This window comes from Azotobacter chroococcum (assembly GCF_004339665.1).
Lineage (GTDB): Bacteria > Pseudomonadota > Gammaproteobacteria > Pseudomonadales > Pseudomonadaceae > Azotobacter > Azotobacter chroococcum.
Genome location: NZ_SMMU01000001.1, coordinates 406,756 through 429,171, shown reverse-complemented (window position 1 = coordinate 429,171; position 22,416 = coordinate 406,756). Strand labels below are relative to the sequence as shown.

Genomic DNA, 22,416 nt, shown 5'->3' with positions numbered 1-22,416 from the left:
TTCAACTCCCTTGTCGATGCAGATCCCCGGCCAGCGCCGCCCACAGCGCCTGGTCGAGGGGCACCGGCGGCTTGCCGGCGAGGATGCGCAGTTTGTCGCCGGCATGCAGACGGCCGGCGTAGAAGCGCCGGATCAGAGCCTCCGGCAGGCCGTAGAAGCGCTGCATGACCCGCCAGCGGTCTTCCGGCGCGCCGGCGAGGAACAGCATGCGGTTGAGCAGGCGGAAGAACCCCTGGCGGCGCCACTCGGCGCGCAGGGTCGCCTGTATTTCTGTAGCCAGACTGGCGGCGTCGAGCTGTGGCAGGGCGGCGATGCGCTCGGCCAGGCGCACCGCATGCGGCAGCGAATAGCCGGTGGTGGCGTGAAACAGGCCGGCGGCCAGACCGCTGCACGGCTGGGCGCCCATTTCCCGGCAGAAGCCCTCGAGATCGCCGCTGAGGATGATCGGCAACACGCCCTGTTCCTCGCGCAGCACCTCCAGGATGCGCCAGCCATGCTGCGCGGTGTACTCGTCGATCCGTGCGCGCAGGGCTGCGGGGGCCAGAGTCTCGCCGTCGGCGTAGTAGGTGTCCTCGATCAGCAGGCGGTCGGGGCCGAAGGGCAGCAGGTAGACGAACCGGTAGCCTTCGCGCTGGGCGACGCCGGCGTCCATCAGCACCGGCATGTCCAGCCCGTGCGGCGCCGTCAGGCGCACCTCGCGGCCGAGGAATTTCTGGTAGCCGAGCGCCAAGTGCGGACTGGAACGCGGGCCGCGGCCGTCGATCACCGCGCGGGCACCGAGGCTGCTGCCGTCCGCCAGCTCCACCCGTTGCGGATTCAGGCTGTGCACCTTGTTGCCCAACTGCACCTGACCGACGAGGCGTGCACACAGCTGGGCGTCGAAGTGCGTGGAGGTGATCGACGCATAACCGCTGTGCAGGATGCGCCGTCGCTCGGGAAAGCGCACTTCGTAACCGGGCCAGCGGTGACTCACCAGCGGCGCCAGCCAGGCGTGCTGTTGCGGGGTCAGATCATCCTGATGGAACGACCAGGTGTGATTGCCGCCGAGCACCGGGCCCCGCTCCAGCAGCAGCAGGCGCAGCGCCGGGCGCAGCTCGGCCAGGCGCCAGGCGATCAGGCCGTTGGCCAGGCCGCCGCCGACCAGGATAAGGTCGTAGTCAGGCCGCGGCATGGAGAACCGGCCGGCCGCTTTTCAGTACCGCCTCGACGATGTCGGCGGCGCGCTCGGCACCGCCCGCCTGTCGCGCCTCGGCGCCGATCCGGGTGGCATGCTCGGCGAAGGCTGGCTCGTCCAGCAGCCGGCGCAGCAGGCGACGCAGCGTGCTGCGCTGGGCCAGCAGCGGTGAGGCGCGCAGCCCGGCGCCGGCATACACCACCCGGGCGGCGATCGCTGGCTGATTGAAGGCGATCGGCAGGGCGAGCATCGGCGTGCCGGCGACCAGGGCATCGAGCACGGTGTTCAGTCCGGCATGGGTGATCGCCACATCGGCTTGGGCCAGGGCCGCACATTGAGGGGCGAAGTCGGTCACCCAGGTGGCGCCCGCCGCGTGCAGTGCGCGCACCTGGCCGGGGTCCAGTCGGCCGCAGTGCGCCAGCAGGAGTTGCAGATCCAGGTCGCGACAGGCTGCGGCCATACGCCGAAACAGGCCGAAACGGCCGCCCTGCAGGGTGCCGAGCGAAGCGAAGACGAACGGCCGCCCAGGGGCGACTGGCAGGTCCAGCGGCGCCGTGCCCTGATTCGGTGAGCGCAGCGGGCCGACCGGGTGGAAGTGCGCCGGGGCCTCCTGGCGCGGAAAGTCGAAGCCGGCGAGGGTCTGGCTGATCTGGGCGAAGGGCGACAGGCACTGGTGCAGGCTGTCGCGCGGCGGCAGGCCGAACGGAGCACCGGGATGCCCGGCATGGCTGATGACCGTGGCGAGCGAGCCGGGCGGATGCGAGGCCTGGCCGAGGGCGGCGAACTCGACGTGCGGCTGGCGCAGCAGGGCGCGGGCATCCTCCTGCTGGACGAAGGTGACCCGGTGCCCGCGCATGATGAGGCATTCGGCCAATGCTTCCAGCGCCCAGAAATGGCCGGCGAAAGGTGGTGCGATGACGGCGAAGTGGCTCATCCTTGAACTCCAGCTTCTAGTGCGGCGGCGCTACCTGCCGTATGCGCGCCAAGCGCAGGGCCGCCAGGTCCGCCGAGCCGGTGCAGAAGCAGGCGATGCGCAACTGCTCGATGATCACGCTGAAATGCTCGATCACCGCCTCGCTTGAGCACAGTGCGCCGGGCAGCGCGGCGGCGGCCTGTCCGGCCAGATCGGCACCCAGACGGATCGCCTTGGCCACGTCCACGCCGTCGCGTATCCCGCCCGAGGCGATCAGTGGCGTCCCCGGGCAAGCCTGGCGCACCTCGCACAGCGCCTCGGCGGTGGGGATGCCCCAGTCGGCGAAGGCCAGTGCGATTTGCTTCCGGGCCGGGGTGCGTGCCCGTTGCGCCTCGACCGTGACCCAGTTGGTGCCGCCGGCGCCGGCCACATCAATCACTGCGACGCCGGCTTCGACCAGGCGCCGCGCGACTGGGGCGCTGATGCCGGCGCCGACCTCCTTGACCACCAGCGGTACGCCCAGCCGGGCAGTGAGATGGCTGATGGCATCGAGCACGCCGCGCCAGTCGCGGTCGCCTTCCGGCTGTACAGCCTCCTGCAAGGGGTTCAGGTGCACGATCAGGGCGTCGGCCTCGAGCATGTCCACCGCCCGTCGTGCCTCCTCCAGGCCGAAGCCGGCAGCCAACTGCGCCGCGCCGATATTGGCCAGCAGCGGCACGTCCGGAGCCAGTTGGCGCAGTTGTCGGGTCAGGCCGTGGTCGGCGCCGGTTTCCAGGGCGATGCGCTGGGAGCCGACGCCCAGGGCGATGCCGAGCGCCTGTGCCGCTTCGGCCAGATGCCGGTTGATGGTCGCCGCCCGCGCGGGACCGCCGGTCATGGAGCTGATCAGCAGCGGCGCACGCAGGGGGCGGCCGAGGAAACTCGTGCCCAAGTCGACCTGCTGCAGGTGCAACTCCGGCAGCGCGCAATGCTCGAAGGCAAAGGCGGCGAAGCCGGTATTGCCGTGTCGCTTGGTCCGGGCCGGGTCGAGGACGATATCCAGATGGTCGTTCTTGCGCGCCGCCAGTTCGTCTCCTGCCATCGCTGTTCCCTGGTTCGGTGGAGTGGGACTGCGGGGGTCGGGAAATCTTTCCGTCAGGATTGTACAGAATTGGAAATATGTACAAGAATTTTAGCATTCTTTCTTCCGCCCGCCTTTTCAGAAAACGGAGTTTCTGGACCTTATGGCAACTTCACTTGTGCCACTCCAAGATGACACCTTCGCCGACGACCTCGGCGCGCTGCGTGGGCGGATCGACCGGCGCCTGGCGCATCTGCTGTCCACTTCCGCGGATGAGAGCGACCTGATCGGCACGGCGATGAAGGCTGCGCTGCTCTCGCCCGGCAAGCGCGTACGTCCGCTGATAGTGGTGCTGGCAGGAAGCCAGCTGGGCGCCCGCGAGGCGCCGCTGCTGGACCTGGGGTGCGCGCTGGAGATGGTCCATGCCGCCTCCCTGGTGCTCGACGACATGCCGTGCATGGACGATGCGCGTCTGCGCCGGGGCCTGCCGACCGTGCATGTACGCTTCGGCGAGGATATCGCCGTGCTGACGGCGGTGGCGCTGCTCGGCCAGGCCTTCAAGGTGATTTCCAGTGCATCCGAGCTGCCGTCGTTGCTGCGTGCCCGGCTGGTCGGCGTGCTCGCCGACGCGGTGGGGGCACAGGGGCTGGTGCGCGGCCAGTATCAGGATCTGCGCGAAGGCGGCCGGCCGCGCCGGGTCGGCGAGATCGCCGAAACCAATCACCTGAAGACCGGGGCGCTGTTCGCCGCGGCCCTGGAGATGGCGGCGCAGGTCGCGCATGCCCGCGATGACGTGCGCATGACCCTGCGCGAAGCGGCGCTCGAGCTGGGGCAGGCCTTCCAGCTGTACGACGACCTCTGCGACGGCGCGTCGGATGCGCCACTGCGCAAGGACCCGGGCAAGGATGCCGGCAAGTCGACCCTGGTCGCCCTGCTCGGGCAGGAAGCGGCCAGACAGCGTCTGTACGGGCACGTGCAACGCATCGATACCCTGCTGAGTGGCGTGTACGGGCCGGATTGCTTGCTCCTGCGGCTTCTTTGCCTGCTGTTTTCGCGTCTGTACTAGGCCGGCGGCTGGCGCTTTGAAGGCGTCGGGACAGCCGTTAATATGCGCACCTCATTTTTTGCAGGACTGCCGTCATGACCATCAAATCGGACAAGTGGATTCGCCGCATGGCCCGGGAGCAGGGCATGATCGAGCCCTTCGTCGAGCGCCAGGTGCGCACCGAGGGCAGCGAGCGGCTGATTTCCTACGGCGTGTCCAGCTACGGCTACGATGTGCGCTGTGCCAACGAATTCAAGGTATTCACCAACATCCACTCGGCCACCGTCGACCCGAAGAACTTCGACGAGCGGAGCTTCGTCGACGTCAAGGGCGACGTCTGCATCATTCCGCCGAACTCCTTCGCCCTGGCGCGCACCGTCGAATACTTCCGCATTCCGCGCAACGTGCTGACCATCTGCCTGGGCAAGAGCACCTACGCGCGCTGCGGGATCATCGTCAACGTCACCCCGCTGGAGCCCGAATGGGAAGGCCACGTGACCCTGGAGTTCTCCAACACCACCACCCTGCCGGCGAAGATCTATGCCAACGAGGGCGTGGCGCAGATGCTCTTCCTCGAGTCCGACGAGCCCTGCGAGGTGTCCTACAAGGACCGCGGCGGCAAGTACCAGGGACAGACCGGGGTCACCCTGCCCAAGGCCTGATCGCCCGCGTGGGCGCATGACGTCCGTGGGCAGCCCTTCGTCATCGATTCAGGCCTCGGCCTTTTCCTGCAGGGCCGATGCCTGTTCGATGAGCTGTTCGAGCGCATTGTCGTCGTATTTCCCATAGAGCAGGTCGCGCAGTGCGGCCTTTTCGATCTTCGTGCCGTTTTCCCGGCAGGCCGAGAACAGCCGGGAAAGCATGGCCGCATCCACGGTGCGCGCGAGGTTCAGCTCGGGAGCTATGCTCCACAGCTTTTCCCCGGCGTCGCTGAAGCCGCTGACCCGGAGCACCTTCGAGCGGACCAGGATGATCAATGCCTTGTTGATTTCGACGCTGGTGAGCATCTGGCTGTGCTTGCGGGCCTCCTCGGTGATCCGCTCCTTGCTCTGCTGGGGATGATGGCGGGCGAGTTGATAGACCTCGTTCAGGGCCTTGCTGGACGTGAGGCGCCACTGTTTCTTCCGGAGCAGTCTTTCGTAGCTTCTCACCAGGGAGTCCTGGAGGTTCCCTTCGCGGGCCTCGCCGGCCGGGTCGCTGCCCTTCAGGGTCGCGGTCCAGGACTTGTTCTTGCCGTCCTGGGTGACCTCGATCGAGTCGATCGCCTTGAGGAAGTCGATGAACGAGCGATAGCCGAGATCGCGCTCGTTGAAGGCGCTGTCGACGCTGAGCATGCCGTTCTTCAGGGTGGAGAGCGGCAGCGTCTGGTCGGCGGCCCTGAGGATCTTCTCGGCCAGATCCATGGCGTCGTCGGTGTTCGAGCGCAGCTCCTTCTTGCTGGCCGTGTGCTCGGTGCCGGTGTAGAGGTACTTCGAACAGGAGGTCTTCACGCTCTCGCTGAGCGGCGAGCGCGGGCCGACGCCGATCACCTCCTTGCCCATCTCGCGCAGCTTGCGGAACAGCGGCGAGAAGTCCGAGTCCCCGGTCGCCAGGACGAACCACTGGATGCCCGGCAGGTTGTGGGCGTAGTCGATCACGTCGATGGTCAGTTGAATGTCGGAGGAGTTCTTCTTGCTGACCGGATGGAAGTTGTGGATCAGCTCGAAACCGAGCCGGTTGAGTTCGCTCTGGAAGCCCTGCACGCAGGGATTGCCCCAGTTCCCGTAGGCGCGCCGCACGATCAACTGGCCGATGGCGCTGAGTTCGGTGATCAGCAGGTCCGGGCCGTTGTTCTTCAGCCAGTGCGTCAGGTTTTCCACGTCGATGAACAGTGCGATTTTCGATCGATCCATGATGCTTTTCTTGTAATGGAGACAGAGGGAGACAGGCGTCCTGGCCAGGGCGGGAGTATCCACTGCCCGGGCGCCTGCCGTCACCTGCCGGGGAGTTCACGGCGACCCGGGCGGCTTGTCCCGACCGTGCCGGATCAGGTCGGTCAGCGCCGCGGTCATCATCGCGGTGGAAACGCCGAACATGAGGATGCCGTTGGCCGCCTCCAGCGCGCCGAGCAGGCGCCAGCGCTCGGACATGACGATGTCGCCGTAGCCCAGGGTGGCGAAGTTCACCGCCGAGTGATACAGCGCGGTGGAAAAGTCGGCGAACTCGCCGAGCAGCACGAACAGCCCGGCCCAGGCGGCCATCTGCAGGAGGTTGCCGAACATCGCCAGCAGCATCACCAGGGCGAGCAGGACGATCTGCTGCAATGACCTGCCGAATACCTCGTGGTCCTGGCGGAAACGCACATAGCGGCGCAGGCAGATGCCCACGAAGATCGCCTGGAACAGCAGGCAGATCAGCATGACGGCGATTCCGATCAACAGATTGAGCAGCATGGCGAACTCCTTTCAGGCGGCGGGGTGCGGGCGCAGACGCCGCCGGTCGATCAGTTGGACCGCCGCGCAGGCATACAGGGTGACGGCGATGAACAGCCCCATGCGTACGGCGAAGGCGGTGTAGACGTCCTTGCCGGCCGCGCTGTCCTGTACCGACTGGCCGAGCAGGATGATCAGAGTGGCGGCGCCGTTCAGCCAGAAGCCCGGCGTCTGCCGGTTGTCGGTCACGCGGTAGAGGCGGCGCGCCAGCAGCAGGACGAACAGCAGCGTCCACAGGAAGAACATCCACAGGTGCGGGAAAAGGCTCAGCGCCGACCAGAAACACACCGCCAGCAGGCCGCCCAGCAGGGTCGAACCGAGCAGTTCGCGTCCGGCGTCGCGGGCACTGGTGCCGCACACCTGCTGGCCGAGGCTCACCGCCTTCATCACCAGCGGCACATAGCTGCCCGGATCGATCAGGGCGAGCAGGAAGGCCGGGATCACCACCAGGGTCGCGCGCAGGGCGATCCAGGCGGTCTGCTGCGGGTCGGCTGGCGGGCGAACGGGCGGCTCGGCGAGTCCGCTGGGTTCGGGAAACAGCCAGTGACCCAGGGCCACGCAGAGGCTGGTCAGCAGCAGCCCCTTGACCAGCGCCTCGATGACCGTCAGGGCGATGGCGAAGGCGCTGGCGCCTGTGGCGGACACCAGGGTCAGGCCGATGATCAGGAAGGTCGACACCAGGTTGTTGCCGCCGCGCAGCGCATAGCCGAAGCAGAGGAACAGGCACAGCGCGACCAGCAGCACGCCGCTGGCCGGGTAGTAGCGCAGCAGCGGGATCAGCAGCAGGCCGCCGCCGGTGGTGACGGCCGCCAGCACGGCCAGGCCGAGACTGGCCTTGAGGGGCAGCGGCTGGTTGCGCATGGCCAGCAGAAACAGGGTCAGCACGGGTGGCAGGAAGGGGATCGGCAGGGCCAGGCCGAAGCTCGTGGCCAGGCAGGCGGCCGTGCCGAAGGCCAGGCGCAGGGCGCGCTGCGGGCGCGGATCGAGGCGGCGGACGGGCGCTTCAGTAGGCATAGGACAGCCAGCTCATCAGGCGCAGGAAGACGCGGCCGAGCGGATTGAGCGGATTGCCGGGGCTGGGGAAGGCCATCACCTCGGCCTGGCCGCCGATGCGCAGCGCCCGGGGATCGGCCAGCTCGCCCGGCGCGAACTCGACGATCACCGGGAAGCGCTGGGCGGCGCGCAGCCAGTCGCGGTTGTTCTGCACCGTCGGCAGGCTGCCGGGCGGGCTGCCCTGGCCGACGCTGACGCCGAAGCCGATGCTGCGCACATGCCCTTCGAACACGGCTCCGGGCAGGGCGTCGAGGACGATCGCCACCGGCGTGCCGGGTTCGAGGTGGCCCAGGTTGTTCTCGGTCATTTCCGCGCTGATCCACAGGTCGTCGATGGCGATCAGGGTCAGCACCGGATTGCCGGTGCCGGCGTACTGGCCGACCTCGGCGCGCAGGTCGGTGATCAGTCCTGCGGAGCTGGCGCGGACCCGGGTGTTGGCCAGGTCGCGTTCGGCCTGCTCGAGGGCGGCGGCGGCGCTGCGCAGCGTGGCGTTGTCCGCGCCGCTGCCGCCTTCCTGTTCGCGGGCCCGCTGGACCTCGGCGCGGGCCGCGGCGACCTGGCTGACGGCCTGTTCCAGGGTCGCCTGGGCAACCTCCAGGCGCCGCAGGGAGATGGTGCCGGAGTCCTCGCGGTAGAGCCGCGCCAGGCGCTCGCTGTCCTGCCGGGCCTTGAGTTCGTTGGCCTGCGCGGCGCGCAGTCCGGCCAGCGCGGCATCGATGCCGGCGGTGCCGGCGCCGACCTGCCGGCGCGTGCTCTCCAGCTCGGCGCGTGCCCGCTCGACGGCGATCCGGTAGGGCTCCGGGTCCAGTTCGAAGAGCAGTTGGCCGGCCTCCACGCTCTGGTTGTTGCGCACCGCGACGCCGGTCACGCGGCCGGCCACCTCGGGCGCGACCCCGACCACCAGGGCCTCCACCCGGGCCTGCTGGGTGTAGGGAGTGTAGCGGTCGGCGCACAGATACCAGAGCAGGCTGAGGACGATCAGCACGAGGCTCCAGCGCACGCCGCGGCGGCTGGGGTCGGCCGGCTCGGGTGCTGCGGCGGGCGGCGGCGCGGGCGTCTCGATGGGGGGCTGCGGGGTTTCAGTCATGGCTGTCTGCCTTGTCGGAAGGGGGACTGACCTCGTCCAGCAGGTCGCCCCAGTCGGTGCGTTTGGCCATCTGTTCGCGGCTGGCCGCATCGATGGGCGGCCGCTCGCTGTACCAGCCGCCGCCGAGGGCCTTGTAGAGGTCGATCAGGCTGCTTATCGCGGCGTTGCGGGTGACCAGGTAGCTGTCCTGCTGGGCCAGCAGGGCGCGCTGGGCGTCCAGCACGCGCTGGAAGTCGGTGTAGCCCTCGCGGTATTGGGCGCTGGCCAGGGTCAGTGCGCGCTGGGCGCTGATCGCCGCCTCGCGCAGGGTGCGCTCGCGCTCCAGCGCCTTGACCAGTCCGGTGGCGGCGTCATCGGCCTCGCGCGCGGCCTGGCGCACCCGGTCGCGGTAGGCCTCGATCAGCTGTTGCAGGCGGGCGTCCTGGACGCGCACGTTGTTGCGCATGCGGCCGTTGTCGAAGACGTTCCACAGCAGGCTGGGTCCGCCGATGAGATCGCGGCTGTCGGAGCTGCCATCCAGCGAGCTGGCCGACCAGCCGATCGCACCGAACAGGCTCAGGGACGGGTAGAGGTCGGTTTCGGCCAGCCCGACCTGGGCGGACTGCGCGGCCACCTGCAGTTCGGCGGCGCGCACGTCCGGGCGGCGCAGCAGCAGGTTGGCGGGTACGTCGTCGAGCAGGGCGCGGTCGAGCAGGGGGACCAGGCCCGTGTGTACGGCGAGTTCCGGCAATGTGTTGGGGGGGACGCCAATCAGTACCGAGAGGGCATTGCGGGTCTGCCGCACCAGGGTCTCGAACTCCGGCACGGTGCTCAGGGTGCCGAGGTACTGGGTCTTGGCCTGCTGCAGATCGAGTTCGTCGCTGTTGCCGCTCAGGAACAGGCGCTCGGTGATCTCGAAGCTGCGCTTCTGCCGCTCGGTGTTTTCGCGGGCGATGCGCAGGCGGGCCTCGGCGGTGCGCAGGGCGAAATAGGTTTGCGCGACCTGGGCGCGCAGCAGCACGAGGACGTCCTGATAGTTGGCCTGGGCGGCGAAGTAGGCGGCGTCGGCGGACTCGATGGCGCGGCTGTAGCGGCCCCAGAAGTCGAGTTCCCAGCCGACGCTGAAGCCGGCGTCGTACTGCCAGGCATGGCGGTCCTGCGGATTGACGCCGCCGTACTGGCGGCGGTCGAGGTAGAGCGCCTCGGCAGTGACCTGGCGCAACTGGGGGCTGAGGCCGCTGAGGGCGATGCCGAGCTGCGCCCGGGCTTCGAGGATGCGCAGGCCGGCGATGCGCAGGTCCGGATTGTGCTCATCGGCGTGGGCGATCAGCCGGTCGAGCAGCGGGTCGCCGAGGCCCGTCCACCACTGGCGGTTGTCCGGCTGCACGCGCAGGGTGCTGGCCTGGGCCAGCATCTCGCTGTCCCAGTGGTCGACCCAGGGCTCGCGGGGCGACTGGAAGTCCGGCCCCAGGCGGATGCAGCCGCCCAGGACACAGGTCGCCAGCAGCGGGAGCGGGGCGAGCCGGAGCCGCATGGCGGGGTGGTCAGACGAGCGGCTGGAGCCTGTCCGGCATGCGGCCGCGCGCCTTCGCCGGCAGCGGCCTGATCGTCCGGCCGGCGCGCAGGGTTTTCCGAGGTTGCTGGCTGAGGGAGCTTTTCGGCGACATGGAGAGTTCCTTTCCTTGAGGGCACGGGCATCCTGTCCGGGCGGTCTGGGCGATTCAGAGGGGGCGGGACGAATGCTTCTGCAGCGGGAGCGTGCGCGCTAGAGCATAGTTCAGGCGCTGGCGTCCGTTGGCCAGTAGTGCGGGGGGCGCACGGGGCGGGATCAAGGCTCGTAGAAGGCATGACCGGCGGCATCGCATCGCCAGGCTCGCCGTCCAATTTCGGGAATTACTCCTCTCCGGCGGGTTCTACCGACTGTAGCCATCGGGTCGGCAGCTCGCCGCCCCCACCGTCGGAGGTCATCATGGAGATCCGTCAGCACCGCGAACCCCTTCAACAACCCTCGATAGCGCCGCAGGCGCTGCCCAATCGGCCCTGGTTGGCCGGCAATCCTTCCGGCGATCCGGAGCCGGGAGGACCAGGGCAGCCCAGCGAGCCCGGCGTGCCGACGCAGCCGACCGAGCCGGGAGAGCCGACCCGGCCGGACCAGCCGCCGCCGGCGCCGGTGGTCTGAGCGCCCCGTCGGGCACGGCGCCTGATCAGCGGGCGCTGTGCCGAGCCTCCGCCAGCAGGTCGACGACTTCCTGATCGCTGATTTCGCCGAAGTCGCCGTAGTGCCGCCAGATCGCCCCGAAGGGCTCGGGCATGGCCAGGCAGACCAGCTCGTCGACCAGCGGCTGCAGGTCCTTGACGACTTCACGTGGGGCGACCGGTACGGCCAGGATCAACTGCCCGGGGGCGGACTTGGCCAGGCCCTTCAGCGCGGCCCGCACGCTGCTGCCGGTGTCGATGCCGTCATCCACCAGGATCACGCAGCGGCCGGTCACCGGAGGGGGGGGCTCGCTGCAGTACAGTCTCCGGGCGCATTCCAGCTCCAGCAGCTGGCGCTGCATTTCCAGCTCGAACCAGCCGGACGGCGGACGCACTTGGCGCACCACTTCCTCGTTGACCACGAACTGCGGATTGGCGCCGTCGATCACCGCACCCAGCGCAAGGCCGCTGTGTCCGGGCGCGACGATCCGGCGCACCAGCAGGATGTCCAGTTCGGCACGCAGCGTCCGGGCGACCTCGAAGGCGACCGGAACACCGCCACGGGGTAGGGCGAGCACCAGCGGTCGTTCGGCCGCATGGGACAGCAGCGCGTCGGCCAGCTCCAGGCCGGCGCTGCGGCGGTCGAGGAACAGGTGGGGGGCATGGCTGGTTGCGTGCATGGGCTCATTCTCCGAACGGGTAGGTTTCGGCCTGCCCCACCTGCGGCTGGTGGGGCCCCAGGGGCGTGACGGCGTGGGTTTCCTCCAGCCAGATCCAGGCATCGAACTGCTCGGCCAGCACGGCTTCGAAGTAATGGCTCTGACGCTCGCTCTCCGGCCGGTAGATCACGCCGATGGCGCGCTCCAGCAGGGTTTCGGAGAGAACCGCACGCAGCTCGGCGGGTGCGTCGTCACGCCAGTCGGTGAAGGAGGCGGGGATGCCGGTTTGCAGGAACAGGCGCTCCCAGCTGTCCGGACGCGCGGGGCGAACCTTCTTGATGCGCATCGGCTCGTCCCACTCGCTGGCGCAGGCCACCTCGCCGCGGTCGGTGCCCATGCCGATCAGCACAGCATCCCTGCCCCAGGCGGTGCGGCTCAGTTCGCCGATGTTGAATTCGCCGGCCCAGCCCATGGCCGTCGCGTCGGCATTGCCGATGTGCGAGTTGTGCGCCCAGACTACCGCCCTGGCCGCGGGGCCGCGGTGCTCCAGCAGGCTGCGCAGGGTGTCGAACATGTGCCGGTCGCGCAGGTTCCAGGAGGCGCTCGAGCCGTGGTACATGATCCGGTAGTAGTGTTCGGCGGCGCGCACCACGCGGGCGTTCTGGGTGGCGTCGAAGAAGTCCTCGCCATCCTGGCCGAGCGCCTCCAGGCGCAGCTCGAGCAGGCTGCGCAACTGCTCGACCACCGCCTCCTCGCAGGACTGGGTACCGTAGAGGACATCGCGGCCGTAGCGGGCCGGCGCATCCTGCCAGGGCATCAGGCAGCCGTAGCGCTGGCGCGCCTCCCGGGCGGCCTGGGCATCGGTCCTGTCCAGGTAGTCCAGCACCGCGCCGATCGAGGCGCCCAGGCTGTAGACGTCGAGGCCGCGAAACTCGACGCGCTGCTCGTACGGCAGGTCCCGGTTGAAATGGCTCAGCCAGTCGCAGAACTCGGCGACCTCCAGATTGCGCCACATCCAGACGGGAAAGCGCTGGAAGGCCTGGCGCTCCCAGTCGGGCGGCTGCTGCCGGCGCACCTGGTGATCGATCCGGGCAGCGTCCGGCCAGTCGGCCTCGACCGCGACGATGTTGAAGCCGTGCCGTTCGATCAGTCGCCGGGTGATCGCCGCGCGGGTGCGGTAGAACTCGGAGGTGCCGTGGCTGGCCTCGCCGATCAGCACCACCCGGGCATCGCCGTAGCGGTCGAACAGGCTGGCGAACGCCTCGCTGTCGAGCGCAGGCAGGGAAATGGCATGGCGGCCCAGCAGCTCCACAGGCTCCCGGGCCTCGAAAAGCTCTTTCATGCAAGCCTCCTGAAGCCCTGGCCTCGTCGGGCGAGCCTGTCGACGGGCTGTGGCAGGATCCTCAGAAAAGCCTAGTCATATTTGGCCAAGTGGCGAGTTGTGCAGAGAGGGTCTAGTCTGACTTCTAGACTGGACCGGGATGTCTACCCGCATTCCCGCATTGATGGCGAAAACGGAGGAATACGACATGGCTATTTGGTCGATCACATTCAACAAGGATGGCAATACGGTGAAGATGGTGACCGAGTCACCGGCCAAGCCCAGCGTGGAGGAAGCGAGCCGGAAAGTTCTGGAACTGGCGAGGCGTGAAGGTTTCGAGCGCCGCGACAATGGCGGTGGCAACGGCGCGAAGGAGCCGGCGCTGCAGTTGTTCGAGCGCTACGGCATCACCCTGAGCGGCATCCTGAAAACGGGCTGAGGCGCGGCGGCGCCCCAGGAAAGAAAGACAGTCCGGCACCTGACGGGCTGAACGTCTAAAGACAAAACTTCCCCGAGTACCAGCGAGGATGGTATCGGGATCAGTTCGTTCCCGGCCCCTCGGGCCAATCCACCTCGAGCCTACGGCACCAGCAGCAGACGCTGGCTGCCGTAGGTCTTGTCCAGATTCTCTGCCTTGAAGGGAAAGCTCATGTAGCGCCCTTCGAGCCAGGCATCGATGCCGTCCTTGTAGTGCGCACTGGCCGGGTTGCCGGACTGGCCGGTGCTGTTCAGCCCGAGCATGGGCTCCTCGCGGGCGAAGTCGACGACGATGCGCATGGCCGGGATCAGGCGGCTGTCGAAATCCTGTCCCCAGCGATAGGCGGAAGCGTTCAGCGTGCCATGGTCGCCGCCGGCAGGACGGGCGGCACCATCCAGGTAGTCGCCGAGCGCGTGGATGGCGGTGCGTTGGCTGGCGCCGAGGTAGGGCGCCATGCGGGTACTGTCGCTGGTCCACTGATAGCGGTGCAGCTTGCCCCATTGCCAGGCACCGCGCTCGCTGCCGAGCCGGCTTTCCAGGTGGCTCACCGCGGCCGCCAGGCTGCGCGCGAGGATGGCCGGCTTGTCCTCGGGCGGCGGGGTGGCGATGTCGTCCCAGAACGGGCTGTCCTCGCGGCCGAGCAGGTGGTCGGCCTGGGCCGAGTAGGAGAGGCCGGACATCTGCAGCAGGGCTTGCCAGGCGGGACTGTCGTCCGGGCCGAGTTCGTCGAGGAAGGTCTGCCGCGCGCTCTCCTGCAGGAAGGCGCCGTACAGGGCGGCGTCCGCCGAGTCGGCTGTTAACCGGCCGTCGAAGGCGAGCAGCCGGCTCAGGGCCTCGCGGGCCTTGTCGCGCTCGGCCGGCGGCAGGGCGTCGATGGCCTGGCGCAGTGGTTTGGCCATGCCCGGTGCTTCGAACATGCTCTTGAGCTTGGCGGCGAAGCGCGTGGTCTGGTCGTACTGCATGGCGATCATGCTCTGCGTGTCGTGGCGACCGCGGCCGGCCAGTTCGGCGATGCGTTCGGCGCGCTCCGGGTAGTACCAGGTGCTGGACAGCTGCATGCCATAGCCGCGCGGCACCGTGCGCTGGTTGGCGGTACCCAGCCAGCCCTGTGCCGGGTCCTGGTCGTAGGGATGCAGCATGGGATCGGCGAAGCCGTCCCAGTCGTAGGCGCCGTCCCAGCCGGGGGAGGGCAGCAGACCGAGGCCCGCGCGGCGATTGGGATAGCGTCCGGTCACCTGCCAGCCGATGTGCTCGGCATCGGCGAACATCAGGTTCACCGCCATGGCGCGCAGTTCGCCGGTCGCCTTGAAGGCCTCGTCCACCGAACGGGCGCGGGACAGCTGGAAGAAGGCGTCCAAGCTGCGGTCGTCGTCGATGGGCAGCGTCTGCAGCGCCAGCCCATGGCCGCTGCTCACCGACAGGGGCTGCAGCGGATGCTTGCGCTCGCCGAGCACGCTGTTCAGCAGCGGGCCGTGGCGGGTCTCGTAGAGGGTTTCGCGGACTGGCTGCGCGCCCTTGACGAGGAAGGTCTCCTGGCGCTCGCGGGCCGGCAGCCACTGGCCGTCGGCGAGGTAGTGGAGGCGCCCGCCCTCGCTCCTGATCCGCTCGAGGAACAGGTCCTGGGTGTCGGCCATGACCATGGTCATGCCCCAGGCCAGCTGGCCGTTGAAACCGGCGATCACCGCCGGGATGCCGGCGACCGAGACGCCGGCGGTCTGGCGTTGCGGCGTGCGGACATGCACGAAGTTCCACAGCGAGGGCAGGGCCGGCGGCAGGTGGGTGTCGTTGGCCAACAGGCTCTTGCCTAGTCGGCTGCCGCGTGGCGCGATCGCCCAGTTGTTGGAGGCGGCGACGCCCAGCATGTTCACGGCGGCGACCTGTCCGGCCGCTTGCTCCAGCGCGGTGAGGCCGGGGATCTGCCCGCCAAGGGCGAGGCCCTTGAGCTTGTCCGCCTCCTCGACCGGCAGGGGATCGTCCGGGTAGATCGGCGTCAGCCAGGCCAGCCGATCCGTTCCGAGCTTCTGCGCCAGCGTGAGCGCGGCGATCTCCTCCTGCAGGTTGGTCGACAGGCTGAAGTTCAGCAGGCAGAACAGCAGCACCGAGTCCTCGGCGTTCCAATACGGCGGCTGGTAGCCGGACTCGGCCAGGTCCATGGGCAGCCGCTCGCGGTGACGGAACAGGAAGGCATTGACCCCCCGGGCGTAGACCTCGAAGTCCTGCTTCAGCCGGGGCGAGGCATTGTGGTAGAGCGTTTCGGCATGGCGCCGCAGGCCCATCGCGCGCATGAAGCGGTCGATGTCGAGGACGCCCGGGCCGAGCATTTCGGCCAGCCGTCCTTCGGCCATCAGGCGCAGGCCGACCATCTGGCTGAGACGATCGCTGGCGTGCACGTAGCCGAGGGCGAACAGGGCGTCGTGCTCGTTGCGGGTTTCGATCAGCGGCATGCCGAGGGCGTTGCGCCGCACCACCACGCTGTCCGTCAGTCCCTGAATGTGCTGTACGCCCTGCGCAGGCGGCAGGTTGTCCGCATGGCGCTGGTCGACCATCGTCTGGCAGCCGGCGAGCGCGAGCAGGGACGCGAGTCCGGCGCCGAGGGTCAGGCGGGACAGGGGGCGAAACGGGCGCAGGCACATGCGGCGGGTTCCTTCGAGCATGGGGTCGCGCAAATGACGGGCAGGCGGGCGACCCGGGGGTACGGGATGGGCGCCTAAGGTAGGGAGCCGGCCTGCGGCTTGCAAGCCGGCTGGGGGTTTTCAGCGATGCGTGGCCAGCCCTTCCTCCAGCAGCCAGCGCGCGCTGCTGCGGGCCGCTGCCTTGTGCTGCAGTTCGAGGCTGCTGAACAGCACCTCGTACTGGCGCCGCTCCGCCCTGCTCAGGGCTTTCCAGGCCTCATGCGTGGGAATGTGGGCGGTGGCCTCGCAGAGTTCGTGGAAAACCTGTAGGCGTTCGCTCTGGTTCAGCGGTGGGTCGTAGTGTTCGAGCAGGCTCTTGATGCGGATGGCGCCCTCGAGCAGGGGCAGTTGCCCATCGAGCAGGCTGCCGGCGAGGATGCGCAGATGCTCGGCGAGCTGCGCCTGGCGCTCTGCTTCGGCGGCCTTGCGGGCTTTCTGGCGCAACCACACCCGGCGCCAGAGGACGAAGGCTACAACGCTCAGGGCCAGCACGATCAGCAGGGCGGCCAGCAGCAGGCCGACGATCAATGGACTCATGGGCGATCAGTCCCGGATGTAGTCGCCAGGGGTGATCTCGCCATAGCGGGAAACCAGCACCTTGCGTCCAAACAGCAGCCCCGTCTTGGCCTTGCCCTGCAACTGGTACTGGATCGGCCGGTCGGGTTCTTCCAGCAGCTTGACGATTCTCTTCATATGTCGCCAGAGGTTGGTCGTGACCAGGACGTCGAACTCCTCGCGACCGCGGGCGGGTACGGTGAACCACTTGCTCGACTCCCCCTTGGCCAGGCGGATGTCGTTCAGGAACACCTCATAGTCCAGGCCGCGGATCGGCAGGCTCGCCCAGTTGGGATTGTCGACGCGAAAGCGCAGGATGAACTGCTGTTCCAGCAGGCGGGCCTTGACGACGTCGACTTTGACCAGCTGGACATCGGGATCCTTGAAGGCCCCGGTCACCCAGGTGGAACAGCCGGCGAGACCGGAAAGCAGACCGAGCAACCCCAACAGGCCTAGAGTTCTTGTGATTTGCGCCTGGAAAAACATGCTGCACTCCAAAGGGGGCCTCAGTGTAACAAGCAGCGGCCTGGCTGCAACCGTTGCCGGATCCGCCCGGCGGCGGGATGATCTGCTTCGCAGAAGTCCCGTTTGCCTGCTGCCCGAGCTTGTTGGCCGAAAAAAAACTGCGCCATACTGCCAGACGATTGGGACATGAGTATGACCATGAGCCGCTATCAGATCGTTTTTTCCGGCCAGCTGGTGCACGGAGCTTCTCGGGAGCAGGTGCAGGCCAATCTGGCCAAACTGTTCCGTGCGGATGCCGCACGCATTGCCGCCCTGTTTTCCGGCCGGCGTGTATCCCTCAAGGGCAATCTGGCGGCCGAGGAGGCCGAGAAGTACCGGACCACCCTGGAGCGGGCCGGTGCCCTGGCGGACATTCTGCCGATGGAGACGGCGGCGCTGCTTGCCCCAGGGCAGGAAACCGACCTTCCTGCCAATCGGCCCGAATCTCCCCGCAAGCCTCTCGTGGTGGCGCCGCGGGATCTTTACATGGCGGCCTTCACCGCGGTCGAGGCTCCGGATTTCGGAGTCGCTCCGGCGGGGGCCGACCTGCAGGCGCCGAAGCCCGAAGCGCCGCCGCCGCGTCTGGACCTGAGCGCTCTGAGCCTGGCTCCGGTCGGCAGCGACATGGGACAGGCTCCGGCGCGGTCGGCCGGCCCGGCGCCCGATATCTCCCATCTGCGCCTGGAGACCCCCTGATTCGAGGGCGCCTGCACCTCGGTCGGACAGGGGCATGCAATGTTTCCTTGGATCGTCACCGTATACACCCGATGTCGGGGATGGGGAATGGTGGGGTGACGAGTGTACTCAACAATTAAGAATTATTCTTAATAATTGGCGTTTTGCCGCCTTCGCCAGGAAGGGGACTACCCATCCGGTCCCTGCGCGGCCTGGTGCAGCGCATCCGCGCAGCATTTCTTGAACTTCATTCCGCTGCCGCAGGGGCAGGGATCGTTGCGCCCCGCCTGCAGCGGGACGGTCGGGTCGATGAAGTACCAGCGGCCGGCATGCCGCACGAAGGCGGAGCGCTCGCGATGGATGTGCCCGCCCGAGACATCCCGCCAGCGTGCGCTGAAGGTGACGAAGGCATGCGCCGACCGCTCGGCGGGCGGCTCGGCCCTTTCCACCTGCAGGCCTAGCCAGGTGCTCTGCAGGCTCCAGGCACGCATCGCCTCGGCGTCCAGACCCGCCTGCTGGGCCGGCAGGGTGGTCTGCCGCAGATAGTCGATGTCGCCCAGCACGTAGGCGCTGTAGCGCGAGCGCATCAGGCGTTCGGCGCTGGGGGCGGGAGTGCCGGCCAGATACTGGCCGCAACATTCGTCGAGTCGGGCGCCGCTGCCGCAGGGGCAGTCCGGGCTCCGCTCCGGCGTGGAGTGGCTGGTCATCCGTTCACCACCAGTACTTGCCGAAATTTTCCGGGTTGGCCCAGAACTTGGCGTTCAGCCAGTCCGGTATCTGCTTGTAGTCGTAGAGGTCGTAGGTGAACAGAGAGAGGGTCTGTTCGTCACGTCGGAAACGCTCGCTGGCCTGCAGCGCCAGGGCGAAGAAGTCGGTATCCTGCCAGCCGCACGCCGCCAGGTCGACCAGTACCGCGAGTCGGTTGGCGTTCAGGTTGCGAATGCCGCCGAGCAGTTCCAGGCCGGTGCGCCGGGGCAGGTGTTCCAGACAGTCGACCAGCACGGCCAGCTCGTAGCGCTGGGCGGCGACTTCGGCCGGCAGCGGGCCGGCGGCGCAGTGGGTCACCTGGGCCTTTGGATGCGTGTTGCGGAAGGCCTCGAGGGCGGGCAGGTCGCTGGCGCCGACCAGCAGCAGCCGGTCCGGGGCGTAGCGCTCGAGCAGGGCGGCGAGGGCCTGCTGCGGCGTGCGGGAAGAAAAGCTGTCGGTCATCGAAGATCCTCGATCGGGAGTGCAGCTGAGGTTCAAGAGTAAGGCAATCGGCGTTCCGTGCTGGCGGCGACGCCTGACGGATCGGACAAGGATCGCATGACGGGAGCGCGATGAAACTGTTGTTGACTATGGGAAAGGCCCTGAACCTGACGCTGTGGTTGGCGCTTGCCGGCGCTTTCCTGGTGCCGCTGAACAAGCCCTTCGACCTGCTGCTGCCGCTCTGCGGCGGAGTGCTGCTGCTCGCCCGGGTGCTCGCGCTGATGCTGTCCCGGCGTGGCGCCGAGGCCGTCCCGCCGAGCTGGAGAAGCCGTCTGCAGATACTGCTGTTCGGCATCCTCCATGTGTATGCACCGCCGCAGGACAGTCGGCCTCGGCCATGACTTCGGCGGCCGGGCGTTTCAGAACGTCGGCCGGGCGGCGGCGATGGCGACCAGCGCCAGACCGATCAGCAGGTTGAATCCCACCAGCCGGCGGATCCGCCCCAGCGCCGCGCCGCCGGCCGGCCAGTCGCGAAGCTCCACGGCCCTGCGCAGCTGCGGCAGCTGCAGCAGCTGCACGCGCAGGAACAGGGCGAGCATCACCAGGTACAGGCCCATCATGATGTGCACGTACGCGGGTGCCGTCTCAAGGCTGGGGAAGCGCAGGTGCAGCAGGCCGATGCCGCTGAGGGGCAGTACTACCACGGCCACCCAGACCCACTGGAAGAAGCGGCGAAATACTTCCGGCCAGAGCTTCAGCCGAGCCGGCGTATCCAGCTCGCTGACCGTGGCGGGACGCAGGATCATCCAGGCGAAAAACATGCCGCCGACCCAGATCAGGGCGGGCAGCACATGCAGGGTGTAGGCGAGGGAATAGGGCGTCATTCGGCAATCTCCGGTGGTGGTCCACGCAACGCGCGCTATCATAGCCGCCGATTTGCATACTGAAAATTTGTCCAGTTTCGATTCGGGAAGCGGAATGCTCAGCGCCGAACTCAAGTCACAGATCCAGGGTGCCTACTCCCGCTTTCTCGAAGCCAAGGGCCTCAAGCCGCGCTACGGTCAGCGCTTGATGATCGCCGAGGTGGCCAGGGTCCTGGGCGCCATCGTCACCGACGACGAAGGCCGGCGCCTGGGCGAGCCGGCGGTGGTCGCGGTGGAGGCCGGCACCGGCACCGGCAAGACAGTGGCCTACAGCCTGGCGGCGATTCCCGCGGCCAAGGCGGCCGGCAAGCGCCTGGTGATCGCCACCGCGACTGTCGCCCTGCAGGAGCAGATCGTCAACAAGGACCTGCCCGACCTGATGCGCAACAGCGGCCTGAGCTTCAGCTTCGCCCTGGCCAAGGGGCGCGGCCGCTACCTGTGCCTGTCCCGGCTCGACCTGCTGCTGCAGGAGGGGCAGGCGCAGAGCGCCACCGCCCAGCTGTTCGAGGAGGAAGGCTTTCGCATCGACGTCGACGAGGCCAGCCAGAAGCTGTTCACCCAGATGATCGAGAAGCTCGCCGGCAACCGCTGGGACGGCGACCGCGATGCCTGGCCGCAGGCCATCGAGGACGACACCTGGTCGCGGCTGACCACCGACCACAGCCAGTGCACCGGCCGGCACTGCCCGAACTTCCAGCAGTGCGCCTTCTACCGGGCGCGCGAGGGCATGACCAAGGTCGACGTGATCGTCACCAACCACGACATGGTGCTCGCCGACCTCGCGCTGGGCGGCGGCGCCGTGCTGCCCGATCCGCGCGAAACCCTCTACGTGTTCGACGAAGGCCATCACCTGCCGGACAAGGCCATCGGCCACTTCGCCCACTTCACCCGTCTGCGCTCGACCGCCGACTGGCTGGGGCAGGTGGAGAAAAACCTGACCCGGCTGCTCGCCCAGCATCCGCTGCCCGGCGAGCTGGGGCGGTTGATCGAGGGCGTGCCGGAGCTGGCCCGCGAGCTGCGCACCCAGCAGCAGTTCATGTTCGCCGCCTGCGAACAGCTCGCCGACTTTCGTGCCGGCGAGGACATGGACGGCCGCGAGCGGCCGCGCCACCGCTTCGTCGGCGGGGTGGTGCCGGAGCACCTGCGCGAGCTGGGCTGCGAGCTGAAGAAGGGCTTTTCCCGATTGATGGAGGCTTTCACCCGGCTCACCGAGCTGCTCAAGGAGGCCATGGACGGCGAGCCCGGCACGGGCCTGGCCAGCCACCAGGCGGAAGAGTGGTATCCGCTGTTCGGCAGCCTGCTGGCGCGGGCCGAGGGCAACTGGCAGCTGTGGACCGCCTTCACTGCGGAGGACCCGGAGGACAGCCCGCCGATGGCGCGCTGGCTGACCCTGGCCGAGGGCGGCGCGCTGCACGACATCGAGGTCGACGCCAGTCCGATCCTCGCCGCCGAGACCCTGCGCCGCCACCTGTGGAGCATCGCCCATGGCGCGCTGGTGACCTCCGCCACCCTGACCGCGCTGAACAGCTTCGACCGCTTCCGCATGCGCGCCGGCCTGCCGAAGAGCGCCGTCAGCGCGGTGGTGCCCAGCCCCTTCGCCCATGCCGAGGCGGGCCTGCTGCGGGTGCCGGACCTCAAGGCCGACCCGCGCGACGTCGCTGCGCACACCGCCGCCATCGTCCGCGAACTGCCGCAGCTGGTGGCGGGCGCGCGCGGGGCCCTGGTGCTGTTCTCCTCGCGCCGGCAGATGCAGGACGTCTTCGACGGCCTCGAGCGCGACTGGCGCAGGCGCGTGCTGATCCAAGGCAACCTGTCCAAGCAGGAAACCCTGAACCGGCACAAGGCGCGGGTCGACGGGGGCGAGCCCAGCGTCTTGTTCGGCCTGGCCAGTTTCGCCGAGGGCGTCGATCTGCCCGGGGCCTACTGCGAACACGTGGTGATCGCCAAGATCCCCTTCGCTGTGCCCGACGATCCGGTGGAGGCGGCGCTGGCCGAGTGGATCGAGGCGCGCGGCGGCAATCCATTCATGGAGATCGCCGTGCCCGACGCCTCGCTGCGCCTGGTCCAGGCCTGCGGCCGGTTGCTGCGCACCGAGCAGGACCGCGGCACCATCACCCTGCTCGATCGGCGGGTGGTGACCCAGCGCTACGGCAAGGCGATCCTCGATGCGCTGCCGCCGTTTCGCCGGGAGATCGGCTGACGCGGCTGCGGATCAGGATCGCCGTGGCAGTCGCCTCCAAAGCTGCATCTCGAGAGCGGTGTGCCACTCCCGGGGCTGGGCAAGGCTCAGTCGTTTTTCCGCCGCTCCCTTCTCCTTCTTGTTGCGTGCTTCGTGTTCTGCCGACTCCTCGCGGAACAGGAAGGCGCAGGCGGTGGTGCCGATGAAGGACATCAGGGCCGGCAGCACCGCGACATCGAGCAGCACCGCCTGGACCCGGAACAGGGCGGCCAGGGCCAGTGGCG

General features: G+C 68.4%; 25 protein-coding genes. 7 read left to right on the top strand and 18 right to left on the bottom strand.

The genetic code is table 11. The features are described 5' to 3' along the window. Position 1: 1 nt before the first annotated feature. Genes crtY through fni form a run of 3 tightly spaced genes read right to left on the bottom strand, consistent with a single transcriptional unit; the run spans position 2 to position 3,168 of the window. Positions 2 to 1,171, bottom strand: a complete 1,170-nt coding sequence (crtY, locus tag EV691_RS02070; protein ID WP_131297753.1) for a lycopene beta-cyclase CrtY — start codon at positions 1,169 to 1,171, stop codon at positions 2 to 4. After that, complete coding sequence (locus EV691_RS02065; protein ID WP_131297754.1) at positions 1,158 to 2,108, bottom strand: glycosyltransferase; 951 nt, start codon at positions 2,106 to 2,108, stop codon at positions 1,158 to 1,160. Before EV691_RS02065 ends, crtY begins: the two co-directional genes overlap by 14 nt. Before the next feature lie 16 nt (positions 2,109 to 2,124). After that, complete coding sequence (gene fni / locus EV691_RS02060) at positions 2,125 to 3,168, bottom strand: type 2 isopentenyl-diphosphate Delta-isomerase (RefSeq protein ID WP_131297755.1); 1,044 nt, start codon at positions 3,166 to 3,168, stop codon at positions 2,125 to 2,127. A 142-nt stretch (positions 3,169 to 3,310) separates the two neighbouring features. Here fni and EV691_RS02055 point away from each other — a divergent pair, with 142 nt between their 5' ends. Next, entirely contained in the window at positions 3,311 to 4,213 is a 903-nt protein-coding gene (locus EV691_RS02055; protein ID WP_131297756.1) for a polyprenyl synthetase family protein, read from the top strand. Positions 4,214 to 4,287: 74 nt separating this feature from the next. Then, positions 4,288 to 4,854, top strand: coding sequence for a dCTP deaminase (gene dcd, locus EV691_RS02050; RefSeq protein ID WP_131297757.1), 567 nt, complete (start codon positions 4,288 to 4,290; stop codon positions 4,852 to 4,854). A gap of 48 nt (positions 4,855 to 4,902) precedes the next feature. Here the strand turns inward: dcd and EV691_RS02045 are convergent, their stop codons facing one another. The 6 genes from EV691_RS02045 to EV691_RS24105 form a co-directional block, all read right to left on the bottom strand. Beyond that, positions 4,903 to 6,084, bottom strand: coding sequence for an NYN domain-containing protein (locus EV691_RS02045; RefSeq protein ID WP_131297758.1), 1,182 nt, complete (start codon positions 6,082 to 6,084; stop codon positions 4,903 to 4,905). A 96-nt stretch (positions 6,085 to 6,180) separates the two neighbouring features. Beyond that, positions 6,181 to 6,624 carry a potassium channel family protein gene (locus tag EV691_RS02040; RefSeq protein ID WP_131297759.1) on the bottom strand — a complete coding sequence of 148 codons (444 nt, stop codon included), beginning with the start codon at positions 6,622 to 6,624 and terminating at the stop codon, positions 6,181 to 6,183. 12 nt (positions 6,625 to 6,636) lie between these two features. Further along, on the bottom strand, positions 6,637 to 7,677 hold the full coding sequence (locus EV691_RS02035) for a DUF2955 domain-containing protein (protein WP_131297760.1): 1,041 nt from the start codon (positions 7,675 to 7,677) through the stop codon (positions 6,637 to 6,639). Further along, positions 7,667 to 8,803 (bottom strand): HlyD family secretion protein, encoded by a 1,137-nt coding sequence (locus tag EV691_RS02030; RefSeq protein WP_131297761.1) that lies wholly within the window; start codon positions 8,801 to 8,803, stop codon positions 7,667 to 7,669. Before EV691_RS02030 ends, EV691_RS02035 begins: the two co-directional genes overlap by 11 nt. Beyond that, on the bottom strand, positions 8,796 to 10,316 hold the full coding sequence (locus tag EV691_RS02025) for a TolC family protein (RefSeq protein ID WP_131297762.1): 1,521 nt from the start codon (positions 10,314 to 10,316) through the stop codon (positions 8,796 to 8,798). Before EV691_RS02025 ends, EV691_RS02030 begins: the two co-directional genes overlap by 8 nt. 10 nt (positions 10,317 to 10,326) lie before the next feature. Then, positions 10,327 to 10,449, bottom strand: coding sequence for a hypothetical protein (locus EV691_RS24105; protein WP_269768794.1), 123 nt, complete (start codon positions 10,447 to 10,449; stop codon positions 10,327 to 10,329). Positions 10,450 to 10,751: 302 nt separating this feature from the next. Here EV691_RS24105 and EV691_RS02020 point away from each other — a divergent pair, with 302 nt between their 5' ends. Further along, positions 10,752 to 10,961, top strand: a complete 210-nt coding sequence (locus EV691_RS02020; protein ID WP_082045382.1) for a hypothetical protein — start codon at positions 10,752 to 10,754, stop codon at positions 10,959 to 10,961. A 25-nt stretch (positions 10,962 to 10,986) separates the two neighbouring features. Here EV691_RS02020 and EV691_RS02015 read toward each other — a convergent pair whose 3' ends face one another. Both EV691_RS02015 and EV691_RS02010 read right to left on the bottom strand, forming a co-directional pair. Further along, a complete protein-coding gene (locus tag EV691_RS02015) occupies positions 10,987 to 11,658 on the bottom strand; it encodes a phosphoribosyltransferase (protein ID WP_131297763.1) in 672 nt (223 codons plus the stop codon). Between the two features lie 4 nt (positions 11,659 to 11,662). Next, the gene (locus EV691_RS02010) at positions 11,663 to 12,979 is read right to left on the bottom strand and encodes an erythromycin esterase family protein (protein WP_207390158.1); all 1,317 of its coding nucleotides are present in this window, start codon (positions 12,977 to 12,979) and stop codon (positions 11,663 to 11,665) included. Between the two features lie 139 nt (positions 12,980 to 13,118). Here EV691_RS02010 and EV691_RS02005 point away from each other — a divergent pair, with 139 nt between their 5' ends. Then, complete coding sequence (locus EV691_RS02005; RefSeq protein ID WP_242672499.1) at positions 13,119 to 13,397, top strand: hypothetical protein; 279 nt, start codon at positions 13,119 to 13,121, stop codon at positions 13,395 to 13,397. Positions 13,398 to 13,537: 140 nt separating this feature from the next. On the opposite strand, the gene EV691_RS02000 is transcribed toward EV691_RS02005, so the two are convergent. The 3 genes from EV691_RS02000 to EV691_RS01990 form a co-directional block, all read right to left on the bottom strand. Further along, positions 13,538 to 16,069 carry a penicillin acylase family protein gene (locus EV691_RS02000; RefSeq protein ID WP_207390159.1) on the bottom strand — a complete coding sequence of 844 codons (2,532 nt, stop codon included), beginning with the start codon at positions 16,067 to 16,069 and terminating at the stop codon, positions 13,538 to 13,540. Positions 16,070 to 16,189: 120 nt separating this feature from the next. Continuing rightward, positions 16,190 to 16,645 carry a DUF2489 domain-containing protein gene (locus tag EV691_RS01995; protein WP_131297764.1) on the bottom strand — a complete coding sequence of 152 codons (456 nt, stop codon included), beginning with the start codon at positions 16,643 to 16,645 and terminating at the stop codon, positions 16,190 to 16,192. Positions 16,646 to 16,651: 6 nt separating this feature from the next. Next, the gene (locus tag EV691_RS01990; RefSeq protein WP_207390160.1) at positions 16,652 to 17,149 is read right to left on the bottom strand and encodes an LEA/WHy family protein; all 498 of its coding nucleotides are present in this window, start codon (positions 17,147 to 17,149) and stop codon (positions 16,652 to 16,654) included. 177 nt (positions 17,150 to 17,326) lie between these two features. Between EV691_RS01990 and EV691_RS01985 the strand changes: the two genes are divergently transcribed. Next, positions 17,327 to 17,863: a hypothetical protein gene (locus EV691_RS01985; protein WP_131298168.1), complete on the top strand. Its 537-nt coding sequence runs from the start codon at positions 17,327 to 17,329 to the stop codon at positions 17,861 to 17,863. Positions 17,864 to 18,030: 167 nt separating this feature from the next. On the opposite strand, the gene EV691_RS01980 is transcribed toward EV691_RS01985, so the two are convergent. Further along, a complete protein-coding gene (locus tag EV691_RS01980) occupies positions 18,031 to 18,549 on the bottom strand; it encodes a YchJ family protein (protein WP_131297765.1) in 519 nt (172 codons plus the stop codon). A 4-nt stretch (positions 18,550 to 18,553) separates the two neighbouring features. Continuing rightward, entirely contained in the window at positions 18,554 to 19,051 is a 498-nt protein-coding gene (locus EV691_RS01975) for a DUF6231 family protein (protein ID WP_131297766.1), read from the bottom strand. 110 nt (positions 19,052 to 19,161) lie between these two features. On the opposite strand from EV691_RS01975, the gene EV691_RS01970 reads away from it, so the two are divergent. Beyond that, on the top strand, positions 19,162 to 19,431 hold the full coding sequence (locus EV691_RS01970; protein WP_131297767.1) for a DUF1145 domain-containing protein: 270 nt from the start codon (positions 19,162 to 19,164) through the stop codon (positions 19,429 to 19,431). A gap of 18 nt (positions 19,432 to 19,449) precedes the next feature. Here EV691_RS01970 and EV691_RS01965 read toward each other — a convergent pair whose 3' ends face one another. Beyond that, a complete protein-coding gene (locus tag EV691_RS01965; RefSeq protein ID WP_131297768.1) occupies positions 19,450 to 19,914 on the bottom strand; it encodes a CopD family protein in 465 nt (154 codons plus the stop codon). A gap of 94 nt (positions 19,915 to 20,008) precedes the next feature. Between EV691_RS01965 and dinG the strand changes: the two genes are divergently transcribed. Further along, positions 20,009 to 22,153: an ATP-dependent DNA helicase DinG gene (dinG, locus tag EV691_RS01960; protein WP_131297769.1), complete on the top strand. Its 2,145-nt coding sequence runs from the start codon at positions 20,009 to 20,011 to the stop codon at positions 22,151 to 22,153. A 12-nt stretch (positions 22,154 to 22,165) separates the two neighbouring features. Here dinG and EV691_RS23720 read toward each other — a convergent pair whose 3' ends face one another. Further along, positions 22,166 to 22,378, bottom strand: coding sequence for a hypothetical protein (locus tag EV691_RS23720; protein WP_242672500.1), 213 nt, complete (start codon positions 22,376 to 22,378; stop codon positions 22,166 to 22,168). Between the last annotated feature and the right edge of the window lie 38 nt (positions 22,379 to 22,416).